The sequence below is a fragment of the Sinosporangium siamense genome, assembly GCF_016863435.1.
GTDB classification, from domain to species: domain Bacteria; phylum Actinomycetota; class Actinomycetes; order Streptosporangiales; family Streptosporangiaceae; genus Sinosporangium; species Sinosporangium siamense.
In genome coordinates this window covers 39,887-59,264 of record NZ_BOOW01000027.1, presented here as the reverse complement: position 1 = coordinate 59,264, position 19,378 = coordinate 39,887, and the positions used below count along the sequence as shown (strand labels likewise).

Sequence of the window (19,378 nt, the reverse complement as noted above, 5' to 3'; positions counted from 1 at the left end):
GACACGACCTACCAAGGCGCATCAGGCCACGCGGCGCGGCCTGCCGGGGCGCGAACTGTCGGTCCCGTGACCTACAGTGCGACCATGACCATGACCGAGCCAGAGATCGTCGGGGCGCTCTCCCCGTCCCGGGCAGGCGATTTCATGACCTGTCCGCTGCTCTACAGGTTCCGGGTGGTCGACCGGCTTCCCGAGCGCCCCTCCCCCGCGGCCGTGCGTGGCACGGTGGTCCACGCGGTCCTCGAGCGCCTGTTCGACCTGCCCGCGGGCGGCCGCACCGTCGAGGCGGCCCAGGCCCTGCTGGAGCCCCAGTGGGAGCGGCTGCTCGCCGAGGAGCCCGACTACGCCGAGATGTTCTCCGGCGAGGCCGAGCTGGCCGGCTGGCTGGCCGAGGCGCGCTCGATGATCGGCCGATACTTCACTTTGGAGGACCCGACGCGGCTGGAGCCCGCCGAGCGCGAGCTTTACGTCGAGGCGGTCCTCGGGTCGGGGCTCATGCTCCGCGGCTATATCGACCGCCTCGACGTGGCCCCGAGCGGCGACGTTCGGGTGGTCGACTACAAGACCGGCAGCGCCCCCGGCCCCGACTTCGAGGCCAAGGCGCTCTTCCAGATGAAGTTCTACGCGCTGGTGCTCTGGCGCCTGTCCGGCCGGGTCCCCCGCCTCCTCCAGCTCGTCTACCTCGGCAACGGCGAGGTCCTGCGCTACTCCCCCGACGAGGCCGACCTCAACGCCACCGAGCGCAAGGTCACCGCCCTGTGGCAGGCCATCGAGCGGGCCCTTGCGACCGGCGAGTGGCGAGCCCGCCCGAGCCGCCTCTGCGGCTGGTGCGACCACCAGGCCCTGTGCCCCGAGTTCGGCGGCACCCCACCCCCCATCCCCGAACGCCGCCCCGGCGACACCGTCCGCTCCACCAAGACCAAACGCCGCGCCGCCACCGACGAACTCTAAATCCGGGAAGAGCAGCCCCCACCCGGTTCCAGAAAGACCGCGGCCCCTGCGGCCGCACGGAGCATCCAAGTCCCCACGCCCGGCTCCCAGAGGGCCGCCAACCACACTCGCAGCGGCACGGAGAACCCACGGGTAACCCCGCCCGGCCACCCGCCGACGCGCACGGGACCGGCCACGGATGCCTCCGCCGTACCGCCGCCCGGCCCGGCCGACCCCACCGGAGCAGGGGCGAGCAGGGCCTCAGCAGGTCCTCACACGGCGGGGTCGGGCCGCACCCCCGGCGGGGAGCCACACTCCCAGGCACGGCAGAGGCGCCCCCGGGCGGAGTGGGGCCACCGGAAAGGGCCGGCGGGGCCTCAGCAGGGCAGAGCACGGGTTGCGCCTTCAGGCGGGCCGTACCCGCGGGCGGAGCCGGGCAGCACTGGCGGGCGGGCCCGGGAAAGGTGGGGTCGCGCTAAGGAGGGCTTTTGTGGGGGGTTGGGGGGGCGGGCAGGGAGGGCGTCGCAGGGGTGTGGAGTGATGGGGAGGGGGGTGTGGGTGGGGGTCTTCTCGGTCTTGTTCCCGAGGGAGGCTCCTCCCTCGGGAGGAGGTCGGGGGGTTGACCTGGGCCTACAGTGAAACGCGTGCGCACCAGCCCCCGAGGCGTGATCCGCCCGTGGCCGGGCGGGCCGCCGGCCGTCGATGTTGTGCTCGCAGTGCTGCTGACGGCTGTGACGATCACGCTCAACCTGTTGTCGGCCGAGCACCGGCTGCTGTGGGAGAGCGGGGTCTGGGTCGGTGAGGGGTTCAAGGCTCCCACCGGCTGGGCGCTGGTGTTGATCGCCTTCACGTGTCTGCCGATCGCGTGGCGGAGGCGGGCGCCCGTGGTGGCGGTGTTGTTGTCGGAGGCGTCCAGTCTGCTGATGATCGTGGCGGGGCAGGCGTCGATCGGCACGGCGGTCGCCGCGATGATCCTGCTCTACTCGGCCGCCGCCTACCGGGGCCTCGCGGTCAACGTGTGGGTGCTGGCGGTGGTGGTGTCGAGCACGGCCGCGGGATGGTGGCTGGCGGATCCGGTGCCGTCGTGGTCGGAGCGGGTTCTGGCGCTGCTGCTGCTCGGCGTCGTCTGGGGGGCGGGCCGGGGGGTACGGCTGCGCCGGGCATACACCGCCGAGTTGCGTGATCGCGCCGAGCGTCTTGAGCGTGCCCGCGAGTCGGACACGCGGGCGGCGAGGGCGGAGGAGCGTTCGCGAATCGCGCGGGAGCTGCACGACGTGGTGGCCCACCATGTGAGCGTGATGACGGTGCAGGCGGCGGCGGCCCGCCGGGTGCTGGGGAGCAATCCGGACGGGGCGCGGGAGGCCCTGTCGGCCATCGAGGAGACGGGCCGCACGGCGATGCGGGAGATGCGCAACCTGGTCGGGGTGCTGCGCACGGACGAGGTGGACGGCCCGGCCGAGCGGGGGCCGCAGCCGGGGCTGCGTGACCTGCCGGCGTTGTTCGAGCAGATGCGGGAGGCGGGGTTGCGGGCGCAGCTCTGGATCGAGGGCGAGCCTGGGCAGGTGCCGGCGGGGGTGGACCTCGCGGCCTACAGGCTGGTCCAGGAGGGGCTGACGAACAGCCTGAGGCACGCGGGGCCGGGTGCGCGGGCCTGGGTGACGGTGCGCCATGGGGACGGCGAGCTGGCCGTCGTGGTCGAGGACGACGGCGCGGGCCCGCCCGAGGCGTCGGAGGGCCGCCGCCCTGGTCACGGACTGGTGGGGATTCGCGAACGGGTGGCCCTCTATGGTGGAATTCTGAGGATCGGCCCGCGCTCCGGGGGCGGATTTGAGGTAACGGCGCGGTTCCCCCTCAAGGACGGTTCTTGACTTCCTCCCCCGCCTGAAGGCGAGGGATTCCAGCGGTCGCCCGCTGGGGTTCCTGCTTCACCGACGACCGCCCCGTCCGGGAGGACTCCCGTTGAGGTCTCACACCGTCTCCACAGGCGGACACCGCCAGCCCGGCGGCCAGGATGTTGCGCGCCGCGTTCACGTCGCGGTCGTGCACGGCGCCGCAGCCGCACGCCCACTCCCGGACGTTCAGCGGCATCCCCGCAGCGACCGTGCCGCAGGCCCCGCACAGCTTCGAGCTGGGGAACCAGCGGTCGACCACGACGAGTTCACGCCCGTACCAGGCGCACTTGTACTCCAGCATGGAGCGCAGCTCCGTCCAGGCCGCGTCGGAGACGGCGCGTGCGAGCCTGCCGTTCCTCAGCAGGTTGCGGACGGTGAGGTCCTCGATCACGACCGTTTGGTTCTCACGGACGAGACGAGTCGACAGCTTGTGCAGGAAGTCGCGGCGCCGGTCGGCGATCCGCGCGTGGACGCGGGCGACCTTCACCCGGGCTTTGGCCCGGTTCGCCGAGCCCTGCGCCTTCCGCGACAGCTCCCGCTGCGCCTTCGCGAGGCGGGCGCGGTCGCGACGCTCGTGCCAGGAGTTGGTGATCTTCTCCCCGGTGGACAGGGTCACGAGAGAGGTGAGTCCGGCGTCCAGGCCGACCGCCGCCGTGGCGGCGGGGGCCGGGGCGACGGTGTCCTCGCACAGCAGGGACACGAACCAGCGGCCCGCCGCGTCGCGGGACACGGTTGCCGTGGTCGGCTCCGCCCCCTCGGGCAGCGGACGCGACCAGCGGATGTCCAGGGGCTCCGCCATCTTGGCCAGAGTCAGCTGTCCGTCGCGCCACTTGAAGGCGCTGCGCGTGTACTCGGCCGCCGGCCGGGACCTCTTCCGGCTCTTATACCGGGGGTATCTCGCCAGTTTGGCGAAGAAGTTTGCGAACGCCGTCTGAAGGTGCCGCAGTGCCTGCTGGAGCGGGACGGAGGACACCTCCGTCAGGAAGGCCAGTTCCTCGGTCTTCTTCCACTCCGTCAGGGCGGCGGAGGACTGCACGTAGGAGATCCGGCGCTGCTCTGCGTACCAGGCCCGGGTGCGCTCCTCCAGCGCCTTGTTGTACACGAGGCGGACGCAGCCGAACGTGCGCGACAGCTCGGCCGCCTGCTCGTCGGTCGGGTAGAAGCGGTACTTGAACGCCCGCTTGACCTGCTGCGTCACGCCTCACATACTATCGGTTTCCGTGTGAGTGGCGGTGTCGGCCGGTGGATGGTGGACGCCGGATCGCCCGGGCGGCGATTCGGCATTCTCTGCCCTGCTCCGCAGGAGCCTCGTTTCCACCCCGGCCTGAAGGCCGGGGTACCCACGAAGGAGACCCCTGATGACTATCAGAGTGCTGCTGGTGGACGACCAGCCACTGCTGCGCACCGGGTTCCGTCTGATCCTGGAGGCCGAGACGGACATCACGGTGGTGGGCGAGGCCGGCGACGGCAAGGCCGCCCAGGAGCAGTCGCGTGCGCTGCTGCCCGACGTGGTGCTCATGGACATCCGCATGCCGGGTGTCGACGGCATCGAGGCGACGCGCCGCATCGTCAAGGAGGCCTCGGCGGGGGCGCATGTGCCGCGTGTGCTGGTGCTGACGACCTTCGACCTGGACGAATACATCGTCGAGGCGCTGCGGGCGGGGGCCAGCGGCTTCCTGCTCAAGGACGTGCCGCCCGACGAGCTGGTGCAGGCGATCCGGGTGGTGGCGGCGGGCGACGCGATCGTGGCGCCGAGTGTGACGCGCCGCCTGCTCGACAGGTTCTCGGCCCGGCTGCCTTCGGCCTACCAGCAGTCGACGCCGGCGCGGCTCGACCGGCTGACGGAGCGTGAGCTTGAGGTGCTCAAGCTGATCGCCAGGGGCATGTCCAACGCCGAGATCGCCGCGAAGCTGGTCGTGAGCGAGACCACGGTCAAGACCCATGTGGGCAACGTGCTGACGAAGCTCGGGCTGCGCGACCGTGTGCAGGCCGTGGTGCTGGCCTACGAGACGGGCCTGATCACCCCCGGGGCCATTCCTTAGCAGGCGGGCCCCTCACAGGCGCAAAACGTACGGCACGGGCCCGCGCGGGCTCGTGCCGTACCTCGTGGCTGTGTCAGGCGGTGGTGTTCTCGGCGGGCGCCGTCGTCTCCAGCACCGGCATGTTCTCCGGGAAGTGGCAGGCCACCTGGTGGCCGCTCGCGAGTTCGGTGAGGACCGGCTCGACCGTCTTGCAGACCTCCTGCGCCTTCCAGCACCGGGTGTGGAAGCGGCAGGCGGGCGGCGGGTTGAGCGGGCTCGGCACGTCGCCCTGGAGGCGGATGCGCTCTCGTCCGGTGCGGTTCGCCGGATCGGGGATGGGCACGGCCGACAGCAGCGCGTTGGTGTAGGGGTGCAGCGGCGAGCTGTAGAGGCTCTTGCGCCCGCCGATCTCGACGACCTTGCCGAGATACATGACCGCGACCCGGTCGCTGATGTGGCGGACCACCGACAGGTCGTGGGCGATCACGACGTAGGTGAGGCCGAGTTCGTTCTGCAGGTCCTCAAGGAGGTTGACCACCTGCGCCTGGATGGACACGTCGAGCGCGGAGACCGGCTCGTCGGCGATGATCAGCTTGGGTTTGAGGGCCAGGGTCCGCGCGATGCCGATGCGCTGCCGCTGCCCGCCGGAGAACTCGTGCGGGTAGCGGTTGTAGTGCTCGGGGTTGAGGCCGACGAGCGAGAGGATGTCCTGCACGGCGCGTTTGATGCCGTGTTCGGTCTTGATGCCCTGGATGCGGAACGGCGCACCGACGATGGTGCCGACGGTGTGGCGCGGGTTGAGCGACGAGTACGGGTCCTGGAAGATCATCTGCATGTCGCGGCGGAGCGGGCGGAGCCGCGACTGCGACATGTGGGTGATGTCCTCGCCCTCGAACACGACCTTGCCGGCGGTGGGCTCGATCAGGCGGGTGATGAGGCGGCCCGTGGTCGTCTTGCCGCAGCCGGACTCGCCGACCACGCCGAGCGTCTCGCCCTTGACGACGTCGAAGGAGACCCCGTCGACCGCCTTGACCGCGCCCACCTGGCGTTTGAGCAGGCCCGTGGTGATCGGAAAGTGCTTGCTCAGGTCCTTGACGGACAGGAGCATGTCCGGGTGCTCGCTCACGTTGTCTCCAGCATCGGCTTGACGTCGCTCTCCCAGATGGAACGCCGTTCCGCGGGTGGCATGTGGCAGCGGACCTTGTGGCCGCCGCGTGACTCGGTCAGCTCGGGCACCTCACCCGTGGAGAGGCCGCCGGTGCGTGAGCCGTAGGGGCAGCGGGGGCTGAAGGCGCAGCCCGGCGGCACGTTGATCAGGGAGGGCGGTGTGCCTTTGATGGGCTGCAGGCGGTCGGTCGGCTCACGGTCCAGCCGGGGCATCGAGCCGAGCAGGCCCCAGGTGTAGGGGTGCTCGGGGTTGTAGAAGATGTCGTCGGTGGAGCCGTATTCGATGCACTTCCCGCCGTACATCACGAGGATGTCGTCCGACAGCTCGGCGACCACGCCGAGGTCGTGGGTGATGATGATCAGCGCGGAGTCGAACTCCCGCTGCAGGTCGCGCATGAGGTCGAGGATCTGCGCCTGGACGGTGACGTCGAGGGCGGTGGTGGGTTCGTCGGCGATCAGCAGTTCGGGGTCGCAGGACAGGGCCATCGCGATCATGGCGCGCTGCCGCATGCCGCCGGAGAACTCGTGCGGGTAGTCGTCGACCCGCCGGTCGGGCTGCGGGATGCCGACGCGGCCCAGCATGTCGATCGCGTGCTTGCGGGCGACGGACTTGCTGACCTTGTTGTGGATCCGGTAGGCCTCGATGATCTGGTTGCCGATGGTGTAGTACGGGTGCATGGCCGACAGCGGGTCCTGGAAGATCATCGCCATCTTCTTGCCGCGCAGGCCCCGCACGACGTCCTCGGGCGCGGAGACGAGTTCCAGGCCGTCGAGCCAGATCTCGCCGGAGACCTGGGCGTTGCGCCGGTTGTGCAGGCCGAGCACGCCGAGGCTGGTGACGCTCTTGCCCGAGCCCGACTCGCCCACGATGCCGAGGGTCTTGCCCCGGTCGAGGCGGTAGGAGAGCCCGTCCACGGACTTGACGAGGCCGTCGTCGGTCGGGAAGTGGATGCGCAGGTCACGCAGTTCGAGGAACGCGTCCGTCGCCGGAGACACGGTCACGACAGCCTCACTCTCGGATCGACCACCGCGTAGAGGAGGTCCACGATCAGGTTGGCCACGATGACGAACACCGCGGTGAGCAGCGTGACGCCCATCACCTTGGGCAAGTCGTTGTTGGTGATGGCGTCGACCGCATACTTACCCAAACCCTGCAAAGAGTACGTGCTCTCCGTAAGTACGGCACCGCCAATCAAAAGCCCGAAATCCAGGCCGAAGATCGTGATGATCGGGGTGAGGGCGCCGCGCAGGCCGTGTTTGGTGACCACGACGCGCTCGGCCAGACCCTTGGCTCTCGCCGTACGTATGTAGTCCTCGTTCATCGTGTCGAGCATGCCCGCACGGGTGAGCCGGGCATATCCGGCGGCGAAGAGGAAGGCCAGCGTGACCCACGGAAGGATCAAGTTATAGGCCCACATGATGGGATTTTCAGTGATGGGTGTGTAATGCCCGCCTTGGGCAAATATCGAGAACGGATTGCCGTAACTCAGCGCCACCAGCGAGATCAGACCGGTGAAGAAGATCGGCAGCGACACACCCGCCAGGGCGACGGTCATCGCGGCCCGGTCGAACAGGCTGCCGCGCTTGAGCGCCGACACCACGCCGATGCCGACACCCACCAGCACCCAGATGACGGCCGCGCCCACCGCGAGCGAGAACGTCACCGGCATCCGGTCCAGCAAGTCCGGCCAGACCGGCTGGCGCGTGATGAACGAATATCCGAGGCAGGGGGCCGGGCAGGTCTCCACACCCGGGCCGTAGTCGTACTCGGCGCCGAAGACGATGCCCTTGACGTAGTTGCCGTATTGCACGATCACCGGATCGTTGAACCCTAGGCGTTCGGCCGCCAGCTTGGCGGTCTCCTCGCTGGCCGTTCTGCCGACGTATCGGCTGGCCATGCCTTCGGGCGTCGCCCCCGCGAGCCGCGGCACCAGAAAGAAGATCGCGAAAGTGACCATGCTCACGATGAGGAGCATGAGGATCGCCGCGATCAGGCGCCTGATGATGTATGTGACCACAGTGCCCGGCCCCGGTGACCGCCGGGGATCCTCTCCCCGGCGGTCACCTACGCCTTCACCTGCCTAACTATTCGTTGACGGCCGTCGCCTGCTATTGCTGGACGCCGAGTCCGACGTAGTCGTACATCTGCTGGCTGTCGCTGACGTAGACGTTCGTCAGTCCCTTGCCGCGGATGAGGAGGGCCTTGGCCCACACGCCGGGAAGGATCACGGCCTCCTCCATGACGCGCTTGTCGATCTGAGCCCAGAGAGGCTTGAGCTTCTCGGCGTCGGGCTCGGTGAGCGACTGGTCGATCATCTTGTCCACGTCGGGGATGCGGACGCTGACGTTGGAGGAGCCGCCGCCCGGACGGATGACGCGGCTGTCCACGATCTGCTGCAGGAAGCCGTAGCCGTCGGGGTAGTCCGAGCCCCAGCCGTTGACGGACAGGCCCAGCTTGTTCTCGACGACGTAGGACGGCTTGCCGGCGTAGAGCGAGAAGTAGTCGCCCTGCGGATACGGCTTGAGCGTCAGCTTGATGCCGACCCGGCCGAGAGCCTGCTGCAGGGCCTCGGCGGTCTGCTTCTCCTTCGGGCGCTCGGCGCGGTAGGCGATGTTGGTCTCAAAGCCGTTCGGCTGGCCGCACTTGGTCAGGTGCTCCTTGGCCTTGTTCAGGTCGCCGGTGTTGTCGGGACCCGCCGGGTAGAGGTCGAACCGCTCGAAGCCGGGAACGGTCGGCGGCAGCAGGCCCGTGGCGATCTCGCCGCCGGTGAACTCGCCGCCGTAGGCGGACTGGTAGCCGGCCCGGTCGGTGGCGTAGAGCACGGCCTTGCGGCAGTCGATGTTGTCGAGCGGCTTCACCGTCGGGCTGACCGAGGTGTACCAGAGGCGCTGCATGACGGCGTTGTCGGTGCCGGCCTTCAGGTTCGGGTCCGAGAGCACGCGGCCCTGCGCGGCGGAGCTCACGCCGTTGCCCGTGACGTCGACGTGGATGTCGCCCGAGAGCAGGCGGTTGTCCATGTCGTCGGCGTTGACCTTGAGCTGCACCTCGATGCGGTCGGGCAGCGCGGGACGGTTCGGGTCGGTCGCGGCGTCCCAGTTGGGGTTCCGGACCATGCTGAAGCCCTTGCCGATCTCGTTCTTCTCGAACATGTAGGGGCCCGAGGAGATCACGTGCTCCTGGTACTTCGTCCCGGTGTCCTTGCCCTCGGGCACCGGCATGGTGCCGGGCATCTGGGCCAGGTAGTCGAAGCCGGAGTAGGGCTGCTTCAGCTTGAAGACGATCGTGTGGTCGTCGGGGGTCTCGATGGCCGAGTCGATGTTGGCGCCCTTGGACTTGTAGGGGCCCTTGTAGTCCTTCGGCCAGTTGAGCATGTCGCCCATGTAGGTCGGGCCGTTGGGGAAGGTCTCCCGGTCGACCGTCCGGCTCACGGCGTATTTCACGTCCTTGGCCGTGATCGGCGAGCCGTCCTCGTACTTCAGGCCCTTACGCAGGGTGTAGGTCCAGGTCTTGAAGTCCTTGCTCGGCTTGCCGAGGCTCTCGGCGAGGTCCGGCACGACCGTGTTGCCGTCGGGGCCGGGAGCGGACTTGAACATCACGAGGGCTCGGCCGTACAAGCGGATGAAGTTCCAGGTGTACGCGTAGTACGTGTCGGCCGGGTCAAGGGAGTCCCACTCGCCGGGGTTGGCGAACTTGAGGGTTCCGCCCTTCTTGGTGGACGGGTTGAACACCTTGGTGAGGGCCGCGTTGAACTCGCCCTTGGCCGCGGCGCCCTGGTTGTCGCCCCCGCCGGACGTGGTTCCGCCCCCTCCGCCACCTCCGCAGGCCGACAGGCCGAGCGTGATGACGGCGCCGAGAGCGACGGCCGCCAATGTGGGTTTTCTCTTCATTTCGTGGTACACCCCTTGATCGTTAGGAAATCGAGGAACATGTGGGACGGCGGAAAGTCATCGAGCACGTGGGTCGAGAGCGTCGCGCAGGCCGTCTCCGAAGAGGTTGAACGCCAGAACCGTGAGGAAGATCGCCAGTCCGGGGAAGATCGCGAAGTGCGGCACGGTGTAGTAGCGCACCGCGTCCGCGAGCATGCCTCCCCAGGTCGGCGTCGGCGGCCGCACCCCGACGCCGAGGAACGACAGCGCGGCCTCGAACAGGATGTTGGTCGGGATGAGCAGCGTGGCGTAGATGAGGATCGGCGCCATGAGGTTCGGCAGCAGCTCGCGGAAGATGATGTACGGCCGGCGTGCGCCCAGGCTGCGTGCGGCGTCCACGAACTCGCGCTCGCGCAGTGAGAGCGTCTGGCCTCGGATGATCCTCGCGATGTAGGGCCAGTTGAAGAAGCCGATGATGAAGACCAGCAGGGACACGCGGAGGGTGTCGCCGGACAATCCGAGGGCCTCGTCCGGCACGACCCCGGCGAGCGCGATGGCGAAGACCAGGATCGGGAAGGCGAGGAAGACGTCCATAGCCCGGCTGATGATGGTGTCCACCCAGCCGCCCGCGAAGCCCGCGACGACGCCGAGGACGGTGCCGATCACCACCGACAGCAGCGTGGCCAGGAAGGCGATCAGCAGGGAGATCCGCGCGCCGTAGACGACCCGGCTGAAGATGTCGCGGCCGTTCTGCGGCTCGACGCCGAAGAGGAAGTCCGTACTGATGCCGCCGAAGGCGCCCTTCGGCACCTGGGTGGTCGGGTCGACCATGTTGCGGTAGTGCTGGAGCGGCGGGTGGCCGAAGAGGTTCACGATGAGCGGCGCGAAGACCGCGACGAGGATCAGGAAGACCACGATCGCGAGCCCCGCCATGGCCACGCGGTCCCGCTTCAGGCGGGCCCACGCGATTTGACTGAGAGACCTTCCCTGGATCGCCACGCCTGCGCCCGCCGAGGGGCCGGCGCCCTCATCTCCGGGGAGATGAGGGCCCGAGACGTCGAGCGGTGCGGTCATGAGATTCGGCCCCCTGCTGCCAGACGGTTCTTGTCCGGCCGACATGACACCAAGCAAGATGACATGTCGGCAGAGGTCCACGTGTGGACCCCTGGAGGCAGAATCTATGCGCTGAGCTGCGCTGACCAGTACCTCAACACGGGCTGTGGCTCAACCGTGATTCGGCCGAAACGGATTCGTGTTGATCTTGAGGTGATTGTCAGAGCGGTGTTTTAGTTACGTCTCGGAATTGAAACAACACGCAAAACTCAGGGCGGCGCGGGCCCCCGGTCTTCCCCTCCGGGAGCCCCGCCCTCCTAACTGATGCCTCGACGCTTGAGCAGCTCTTCGATGTCAGAAAAGTCGTCGTCGGCCTTCGGCTTCGACTTGGCGACCTGCGGGCGGCGCGGCGCGGCGGGCGCCTGAGGGGCGGCCGGCCCGGCCTGCGCGGACGGCGCGGCGGGGGCGGACCCGCCGCCGCCCTTGGCCGCGGAGGTCCCGGCCGAGCGTGCGCCTCTGCCGTACATATAGCCGGAGGCGACGTAGAGGACGACGGCGAGACCCGTCAGCGCCACGCCGACCCACACCGTGGGCGAGAAGACGAGCCCCGCGAGGAAGCCGGCGATGGAGGTGCCGATGCTCCAGAGGGTCTGCAGGGCGCCGATCAGATAGGCCGCGAGCGGCAGCAGCGACCATGCCAGGCCCCGTAGTCCGGCCGCCAGGCCCTTGCGCCGCATCGCCAGGAAGCTGAGGACCAACCCCACGGCGGTGAGCCCTCCGCAAAGCGGGAGCCAAGCGATGTCGTTGAAGTCCATAATCTGCCGCCCCTCGTCTCGTCCGTGCACCTCCATCCTGGCACGCACCCGGGCGTTCTCCCCTCCTCCGGAGGGAGGGGATCAACCCCTAGGGGATGAGGGACCGGAGGTACGGAAGATCCACATCGAGGAGTGAGGACACCACGGCGCGGCCGGGAGCCGGCTCGATGGGCAGCAGGCTCGGCACCGCCACGACCGCGCAGCCCGCGGCGGTCGCCGCGGCCACGCCGTTCGGGGAGTCCTCCAGCACCACGCAGCGGGCCGGATCCACCCCCAGCAGGCGGGCCGCCGTCAGGTAGGGCTCGGGGTGGGGTTTGGTGCGGGTCACATCCCCGGCGGTCACGATGGCCGAGAAGTGCGCGCGCCCGATGTGGTCGAGCACGAGGCCGGCGATCTCGGGCACCGACGACGTCACGAGCGCCGCCGGCACACCGGCCGCGACGACCTCGCCGAGCAGCTCCAGCGCGCCCGGCATGGCCTCGACGCCCTCGCTCAGCCGGCGGGTCATGCCCTCGGTGAGCCACTGCCGCAGGACCTGCGGGGACACCGGGACGCGCGAGTGCTTGATCATGTAGTCGACCGTGCGCTCCATCGAGCCGCCGACGAGATTGCGCTGGTGCTCGTGGCTCCACTCTCCGCCGAGCCGCTCCATGACCTCGGTCTCCACCAGCAGCCACACCTTCTCCGTGTCCGCCAGCAGGCCGTCCATGTCGAAGAAGACAGCTTCCACGTGCACCCCTTCATTTGCCCGAGACCATTTGTTCTGCCCGGGTCCATGTCTGCTAAGACCACGCCGCGCCCGGTGCGGACCGGGCGCGGAGCGGCTGATTAACCGTCTACATGCTTAGACATTGCTAGACGTTGAAGTATTTCGCCTCGGGGTGATGGACCACGAGGGCCGAGGTGGCCTGCTCGGGGTGGAGCTGGAACTCCTCCGACAGGGTCACGCCGATGCGGGCCGGGTCGAGCAGCTCCACGAGCTGCCGCTGGTCCTCCAGATTGGGACAGGCCGGATAGCCGAACGAGTAGCGGCACCCCTGGAAGCCGACCTTGAGCATGGCCGTCAGGGACTCGTGACCGCCGATCCCGAGCTCCGCGCGCACCCGGGCGTGCCAGTATTCCGCCAGCGCCTCGGTGAGCTGCACGGAAAGGCCGTGCAGCTCCAGGTAGTCGCGGTAGGCGTGCGCGGCGAACAGCTCCGCGGCGGCCTCGCCGACCCGGCCGCCCACGGTGACGATCTGGAAGGCCACCACGTCGGTCTGGCCCGACGCCCGGGACCTGAAGAAGTCCGACAGGCACAGATGCCGGTCGCGGCGCTGCCGGGGAAACGTGAAGCGGGTGCGCTCGCCGCCCTCCTCGCCGAGGACGACGAGCGAGTCGCCCTCGCTCACGCAGGGGTAGTAGCCGTAGACCACGGCGGCCTCCAGCAGCCCCTCGGTCTGCATGCGCTCCAGCCACATGCGCAACCGGGGCCGCCCCTCGGTCTCCACCAGCTCCTCGTAGGACGGCCCGCCGCCCCCTCGGGCCGCCTTCAGCCCCCACTGGCCCATGAACGTCGCCCGCTCGTCCAGGCAGGCCGCATAGCCGGCCAGCGGAACGCCCCTGACGACACGGTCGCCGTGGAAGGGGGCGGCGGGCACCGGGTTGTCGGCCGCCACGTCCGACCGGGCCGGGAGCTCCTCCACCGGGGTGCGCCGCAGCGTCGCCCCGGTCCGGACACGCCGCTCGCGCAGCGGGGGCGGGGCGGCGCCGCCGCGTTTGACCGCCATGAAGGCGTCCATCAGCCGCAGCCCCTCGAAGGCGTCGCGGGCGTAGCGCACCTCGCCCTGGAACAGCGCGGCGAGATCCTGCTCCACGTAGGCCCGGGTCAGCGCGGCCCCGCCGAGCAGGACGGGGTATCGGCGGGCGAGACCGCGGGCGTTCATCTCCTCGAGGTTCTCCCGCATGATCACGGTGGACTTGACCAGCAGGCCCGACATGCCGATCACGTCGGCCCGCATCTCCTCTGCGGCGGCGAGGATCGACGACACCGGCTGCTTGATGCCGAGGTTGATCACCTCGTAGCCGTTGTTGGACAGGATGATGTCCACGAGGTTCTTGCCGATGTCGTGCACGTCGCCCTTGACGGTGGCGAGCACGATGCGGCCCTTGCCGCCGTCCTCCACCTTCTCCATGTGGGGTTCGAGGTAGGCCACGGCGGTCTTCATGACCTCGGCCGACTGGAGCACGAAGGGCAGCTGCATCTCGCCCGAGCCGAACAGGTCGCCCACCGTCCTCATGCCGTCGAGCAGCACGTCGTTGACGATCTCCAGGGCGGGCCGCCGCGCCAGGGCCTCGTCGAGATCGGCCGCAAGCCCCTTGCGCTCGCCGTCCACGACGCGCCGCTTGAGCCGCTCCCACAGCGGCAGCGCGGCCAGCTCGGCCGCCCGGTCCGCGCGCACCGCGCCCAGGTCGACGCCCTCGAACAGCTCCATGAACCGCTGCAGCGGGTCGTAGCCCGGGCGCCTGCGGTCGTAGACCAGGTCGAGCGCGACCTCGCGCTGCTCCTCGGGGATGCGGGCCGTCGGGAGGATCTTGGAGGCGTGCACGATCGCCGAGTCGAGCCCCGCGTTGACGCACTCGTTGAGGAAGACGGAGTTGAGCACGACGCGGGCGGCCGGATTGAGGCCGAAGGAGATGTTGGACACCCCGAGGGTCGTCTGCACGGACGGGTAGAGCCGCTTGAGCTCGCGGACGGCCTCGATCGTCTCGGCCCCGTCGCGGCGGGTCTCCTCCTGGCCGGTGGCGATGGGAAAGGTGAGGCAGTCGACGACGATGTCCTCCACCGCCATCCCCCACCGGCCGGCCAGGTCGCCGATGGTCCGCGACGCCACGCGCACCTTCCACCCGGCGGTGCGGGCCTGCCCCTCCTCGTCGATGCACATCGCGACCACGGCCGCGCCGTGCTCCTTCACCAGGCGCATGATCCGGGTGAAGCGCGAGTCCGGGCCGTCGCCGTCCTCGTAGTTGACCGAGTTGACGACCGCGCGCCCGCCGAGCATCTCCAGCCCCGCCCGCAGCACCTCGGGCTCGGTCGAGTCGAGCACGATCGGCAGGGTCGAGGCGGTCGCCAGGCGGAAGGCCAGCTCCTTCATGTCGGCCACGCCGTCCCGCCCCACGTAGTCGACGCAAAGGTCGAGCATGTGCGCCCCGTCCCTGGCCTGCGCCCGCGCGATCTCAACGCACTCGTCCCAGTGCCCGGCGAGCATCGCCTCCCGGAACGCCTTGGAGCCGTTGGCGTTGTTCCGCTCGCCGATGGCGAGGTAGGAGGTGTCCTGCCGGAAGGCGACCGCCTGGTAGAGCGAGGAGGCCCCCGGCTCGGGCCGCGGCCGCCGCGCCGCCGGCTCGCGGCCGCGCACCCGCTCCACCACCCGGCGCATGTGCTCGGGTGTCGTGCCACAGCATCCGCCCACCAGGCTCAGGCCGTAGTCGCGCACGAACCCCTCGTGCGCGCCGGCGAGCTCGTCCGGCGAGAGCGGGTAGTGCGCCCCTGCGGACGTCAGCTCGGGCAGCCCCGCGTTGGGCATGCAGGACAGCGGCAGGCGGGAGTGCCGGGCGAGGTAGCGCAGGTGCTCGCTCATCTCCGCCGGGCCGGTGGCGCAGTTGAGGCCGATCATGTCGGCTCCGAGCGGCTCGATCGCGGTCAGCGCGGCGCCGATCTCCGATCCGAGGAGCATCGCCCCGTTGGTCTCGATGGTCACCTGCGCGATCACGGGGATGTCGCGCCCGGCCCCGGCCACCGCGCGGAGCGCTCCCACGACCGCGGCCTTCACCTGGAGCAGGTCCTGGCAGGTTTCGACGATCAGCGCGTCGGCGCCGCCGTCGATCAGGCCCCTGGCGTTCTCCTCGCTCGCGTCGCGGAGCCGCCGGTACGGCACGTGCCCGAGAGTCGGGAGCTTCGTGCCAGGGCCCATCGATCCCAGCACGAACCTCGGGTGTCCGGGGGCGGACCAGTGGTCGGCCCTTTCTCTGGCCAGCCGGGCACCTGCTTGGGACAATTCGTAAATGCGGGAGCTAATGCGATATTCGCCTAGATTCCCAAGGTTGGCGCCGAAGGTGTTCGTCTCGACGCAGTCGACACCCGCCGCGAAATAGGCGTCGTGCACCGCGCGGACGATATCCGGGCGGGTGACGTTGAGGACCTCGTTACAGCCGTCGTGGCCGTCGAAATCCTCGAGCGAGAGGTCATGAGCCTGCAACATCGTCCCCATGGCCCCGTCCGCGACCAGAACGCGACGTGACAAAGCCTCTCTGAACGACGACGTGAGAGTCATGCGGCCAGCCTATCCAGGCCGAATTCCCTTCCCCGGGAACGCCGGGCCGGGCTCTTCCTCCGGCCGTGCGGCCGCTCCGAGCAGCGGCTTCTCCGGGTATCCCGCGCCCCGCCCGCGCGAGCTTTTTCCGAGCCCGGCTCGCCACTCCGCGCTTATGGTCGCGTTCCCTCTCCCCTCGGCCCGCCAAGGCTCGCTACGCTCGCTAAAGCTCTCTTCGAGTCGGCTCGCCGCTCGTTTAACGCGAGGGGGGTCGCAACACATAGGCTTAGCCCAAACAGCGAGAGGAGACGGCGCGTGATCGAGCTCGAAGGGCTCCCCGAGCTCGTCGATCCGGTGCTCATCGCGGCGTTCGAAGGGTGGAACGACGCAGGTGAGGCCTCTAGTGGCGTGCTCACGCACCTGGAGACGGCCTGGAAGGCGACGCCTCTGATCTCCCTCGATCCCGAGGATTACTACGACTTCCAGGTGACCCGGCCGATCGTCGAGCTCGGCGACGGGCTGACCAGGTCCATCACCTGGCCCACCACCAGACTCTCCTACGCCAGACCGCCCGGCCTGGAGCGTGACGTCGTGCTCCTGCGCGGCATCGAGCCCAACATGCGCTGGCGCACCTTCTGCGAGGAGATCGTGGAGATCTGCCGTGAGCTCGGCGTGGAGACGGCGGTGCTGCTCGGGGCGCTGCTCAACGACTCGCCCCACACCCGTCCGGTGCCGATCGTGGGCGCGGTGAGCGACCCCGGCATGGCACGTGCGATCAACCTGGAGCTGACGCGCTACGAGGGGCCCACGGGCATCGTGGGCGTGCTGCAGCAGGCGTTCGGCTCCTCGGGGATGCGGTCGGTCTCGCTGTGGGCGTCGGTGCCGCACTACGTCGCCCAGCCGCCCAACCCCAAGGCCACGCTGGCGCTGCTCCGCCGGGTCGAGGACCTCCTCGACATCCCGATGCCGCTGGGCGAGCTGCCCGAGGAGGCGCGGGCGTGGGAGCACGGCGTCGACGAGCTGGCCTCGCAGGACAGCGAGGTCGCCGAATACGTGCGGGAGCTCGAGGAGCGCAAGGACGCCGCCGAGCTGCCCGAGGCGAGCGGCGACGCCATCGCGGCGGAATTCGAGCGTTATCTGCGCCGCAGAGACCACGACACCGACAGCTAAGAGGCTCCTGGATCGCCTCTCCGGCCGGATTTGGACGGAGCGGCATCCGGCGACACGTCGGCTCCTCAAGCTGGTGTACAGCCTTTTGAGATGGCAGGAGAACCCCTGCTCACAGGGGCCGGCCTGGTCTTTTGTTGGCCTGCTCCTCACCTACGGCTGAAGGCTTGCTGAGACTTCTCGTCAAATTCACCATTTCTCCTGGTTTTCGGGTAATAATGAGCGCCAACTGAGCGCCACCCGTCCCGAACGGTTTGCCCCCGCTAGGGAAGGGCTGCCGGTATCCACATCCACTACCAGGAGAAACGCGGCTCTGTAAACGTCGGTGTACGAGCGGCGAGCCCGGGTCCGACTACAAGTGAGGATCTGTGTGAGCGCGACTCTCAAGACTGCGCATGTTAGGGCAACTATGGCGATTCCCCAGCTTGAACCGCATCAGAGGACACAAGAGACGCGCCGTCGCGTCCTTGAGATCGCCGGTTACATGAAGCGGGATGATGGTGAGGACGCTGCGGCACGTCCCCCCATCAGAAACGGCCCGCCGGCGGCCGGGCAGGCGGTGGACAGATTCCTCGCCCTGCTCCAGGATCGGCTCCCCATGTGGCTGCGCATCTTGGATGACCTGAGCAATCTGGTCGGCAAGGGCAACGTCAACGACAATCTTCTCCCGATCGCACGCGCCGGCATCGAATACTACGTCGACGTGCACTCGGCCCAGCTTCCCGCGTTCACCTCGCCCACGGTGACCGTACGGTTCCGTGAGGCGCAGCGGGAGGCCGGCCTCAGCCCCATGTCCGAGATCCAGCCCCTGGCGGACTACATCGCCGCGGAGCAGAAGGCCGGACGGGTGCGTGCCGACGTCGCCCCGGTCGCGAGCGCGCGACTGCTCCTCGCCGGTTGTTTCCGCTATGCCTACGAAGAGCTCTTCGCCGGACCGCATGTCGGGACGTCACATGAGGACGTGGCCGAGGAAATCGTGCGCGAACTACGGCTCACACCGCAGATCCGCGTCGTGGATCAGGGCATCACCGACCACTTGTCGTAGGCGAGGCGATAGCCCCGCTTCACGACGGTCTCCACGATCCCGGCCTGTCCGAGTGCGCGGCGCAGCCGCGTGACGGCCATCTCGACGGCATGCTCTGCGGGATCGCGAGAGGAGCCACCGGGCAGAACGGTGCGCAACTCCGAACGGGCGATCACATGCCCCGGGCGGCGAGCCAGCCGCTTGAGCACAGCCATCGGAGCGGGCGGCAGCGGACGCAACTCCCCGTCGACGGCGACCGCGTGCCCGCGGATCTCCAGCTCGTGACCACCGGCCGACAGCCGGATCACACCGCACTCCGGAAGATGCCTCACCAGCGTGCGAGCCAGGGCCCCGAGGCGAAACCGATCCGGCTGAAGCACCGGCACCCCCCTGGCGAGCAGCGGCCCCGCACTCACCGGGCCCACACACGCCGCCACCACCGGCCCCGCCAGCGCCGCCAGCAGGGCCTCCTCCACCCCCTCCTCGCTCGCGACGGCGAGCGTCGCACGCACCGCGGGAGAACTCGTGAAGGCGACGGCGTCGAGGCTGCCCGACACGACAGCCGCGATCATGCGCCGCAGCGGCGCCGAGTCGGGATTGGGCAGCCAGCGGTAGACGGGCAGCTCGATCACCTCGGCGCCCGCCGACCGCAGCGCGCCCGTCAGCAGAGGCAGCGGCTCGCCGTGAGGCAGCACGGCGAGCCGTCGCCCCCGGAGGTCCTGCGCCAGCAGGTGCCGGGCGACCTCCTCGCACAACTCACCCGCGTATGCCTCGCACTCGCGCAGCCCCGCGGCACGCACCGCGCCCGTCGCCTTGGGTCCCCTGGCCAGGATCCTGGCCTTGTCCAGGTGGGCGGCCAGCTCACCGCCGAGGCCCCACCCCTCGGCCGCCGCCATCCACTCCTGGAACGCGACCCCGGTCGTCACCACGACGTCGTCCACCGGCGCGGCCAGGACATTCCGGGTCGCCACCAGCAGGTCGCCGTCGTCGGCGGCCGGCGCCAGGCGGATCGCGGGCGCGCCGACGACCCGTGCTCCCCTGCGTTCCAGCAGCACGCGCAGCTCTTCGTGGCGTCGGGTCGCGGTGATCCCGATGGTGAACCCGGCCAGCGCGTCAGGCGCCGTCTCCAGCATGGTCCGATCGTGCGGCC

15 protein-coding genes are annotated in these 19,378 nt (G+C 69.4%); 5 read left to right on the top strand and 10 right to left on the bottom strand.

Features of this window, described 5'->3' with window-relative positions:
* Positions 1 to 90: 90 nt before the first annotated feature.
* Positions 91 to 951, top strand: a complete 861-nt coding sequence (locus Ssi02_RS19980) for a RecB family exonuclease (RefSeq protein WP_239129218.1) — start codon at positions 91 to 93, stop codon at positions 949 to 951.
* 623 nt (positions 952 to 1,574) lie between these two features.
* Entirely contained in the window at positions 1,575 to 2,798 is a 1,224-nt protein-coding gene (locus tag Ssi02_RS39360) for a sensor histidine kinase (RefSeq protein WP_204027568.1), read from the top strand.
* Here Ssi02_RS39360 and Ssi02_RS19970 read toward each other — a convergent pair.
* A complete protein-coding gene (locus Ssi02_RS19970; RefSeq protein ID WP_204027567.1) occupies positions 2,782 to 4,020 on the bottom strand; it encodes an RNA-guided endonuclease InsQ/TnpB family protein in 1,239 nt (412 codons plus the stop codon). The two genes, Ssi02_RS39360 and Ssi02_RS19970, sit on opposite strands and share 17 nt — an antisense overlap.
* 160 nt (positions 4,021 to 4,180) lie before the next feature.
* On the opposite strand from Ssi02_RS19970, the gene Ssi02_RS19965 reads away from it, so the two are divergent.
* The gene (locus Ssi02_RS19965) at positions 4,181 to 4,864 is read left to right on the top strand and encodes a response regulator (RefSeq protein WP_204027566.1); all 684 of its coding nucleotides are present in this window, start codon (positions 4,181 to 4,183) and stop codon (positions 4,862 to 4,864) included.
* Positions 4,865 to 4,937: 73 nt separating this feature from the next.
* Here the strand turns inward: Ssi02_RS19965 and Ssi02_RS19960 are convergent, their stop codons facing one another.
* From Ssi02_RS19960 to metH, 8 genes are all read right to left on the bottom strand, one after another.
* Positions 4,938 to 5,951: an ABC transporter ATP-binding protein gene (locus tag Ssi02_RS19960; RefSeq protein ID WP_204027908.1), complete on the bottom strand. Its 1,014-nt coding sequence runs from the start codon at positions 5,949 to 5,951 to the stop codon at positions 4,938 to 4,940.
* A gap of 14 nt (positions 5,952 to 5,965) precedes the next feature.
* Entirely contained in the window at positions 5,966 to 7,012 is a 1,047-nt protein-coding gene (locus Ssi02_RS19955) for an ABC transporter ATP-binding protein (RefSeq protein WP_204027565.1), read from the bottom strand.
* Entirely contained in the window at positions 7,009 to 8,028 is a 1,020-nt protein-coding gene (locus Ssi02_RS19950; protein WP_204027564.1) for an ABC transporter permease, read from the bottom strand. The genes Ssi02_RS19955 and Ssi02_RS19950 overlap by 4 nt, the downstream gene beginning before the upstream one ends.
* 91 nt (positions 8,029 to 8,119) lie before the next feature.
* On the bottom strand, positions 8,120 to 9,898 hold the full coding sequence (locus Ssi02_RS19945; protein ID WP_204027563.1) for an ABC transporter substrate-binding protein: 1,779 nt from the start codon (positions 9,896 to 9,898) through the stop codon (positions 8,120 to 8,122).
* Positions 9,899 to 9,955: 57 nt separating this feature from the next.
* On the bottom strand, positions 9,956 to 10,951 hold the full coding sequence (locus tag Ssi02_RS19940; protein ID WP_204027562.1) for an ABC transporter permease: 996 nt from the start codon (positions 10,949 to 10,951) through the stop codon (positions 9,956 to 9,958).
* 296 nt (positions 10,952 to 11,247) lie between these two features.
* Positions 11,248 to 11,793, bottom strand: coding sequence for a cellulose synthase (locus Ssi02_RS19935; protein ID WP_307825721.1), 546 nt, complete (start codon positions 11,791 to 11,793; stop codon positions 11,248 to 11,250).
* Positions 11,794 to 11,833: 40 nt separating this feature from the next.
* Positions 11,834 to 12,475 carry an HAD family hydrolase gene (locus Ssi02_RS19930; RefSeq protein ID WP_204027560.1) on the bottom strand — a complete coding sequence of 214 codons (642 nt, stop codon included), beginning with the start codon at positions 12,473 to 12,475 and terminating at the stop codon, positions 11,834 to 11,836.
* A gap of 124 nt (positions 12,476 to 12,599) precedes the next feature.
* On the bottom strand, positions 12,600 to 16,058 hold the full coding sequence (gene metH, locus Ssi02_RS19925) for a methionine synthase (protein ID WP_204027557.1): 3,459 nt from the start codon (positions 16,056 to 16,058) through the stop codon (positions 12,600 to 12,602).
* A 294-nt stretch (positions 16,059 to 16,352) separates the two neighbouring features.
* Between metH and Ssi02_RS19920 the strand changes: the two genes are divergently transcribed.
* Both Ssi02_RS19920 and Ssi02_RS19915 read left to right on the top strand, forming a co-directional pair.
* Entirely contained in the window at positions 16,353 to 17,207 is an 855-nt protein-coding gene (locus Ssi02_RS19920) for a PAC2 family protein (RefSeq protein ID WP_204027555.1), read from the top strand.
* 481 nt (positions 17,208 to 17,688) lie between these two features.
* Positions 17,689 to 18,249, top strand: coding sequence for a hypothetical protein (locus Ssi02_RS19915; RefSeq protein ID WP_204027553.1), 561 nt, complete (start codon positions 17,689 to 17,691; stop codon positions 18,247 to 18,249).
* Here the strand turns inward: Ssi02_RS19915 and Ssi02_RS19910 are convergent.
* Complete coding sequence (locus tag Ssi02_RS19910; protein WP_204027551.1) at positions 18,222 to 19,361, bottom strand: uroporphyrinogen-III synthase; 1,140 nt, start codon at positions 19,359 to 19,361, stop codon at positions 18,222 to 18,224. The genes Ssi02_RS19915 and Ssi02_RS19910 overlap by 28 nt on opposite strands.
* Between the last annotated feature and the right edge of the window lie 17 nt (positions 19,362 to 19,378).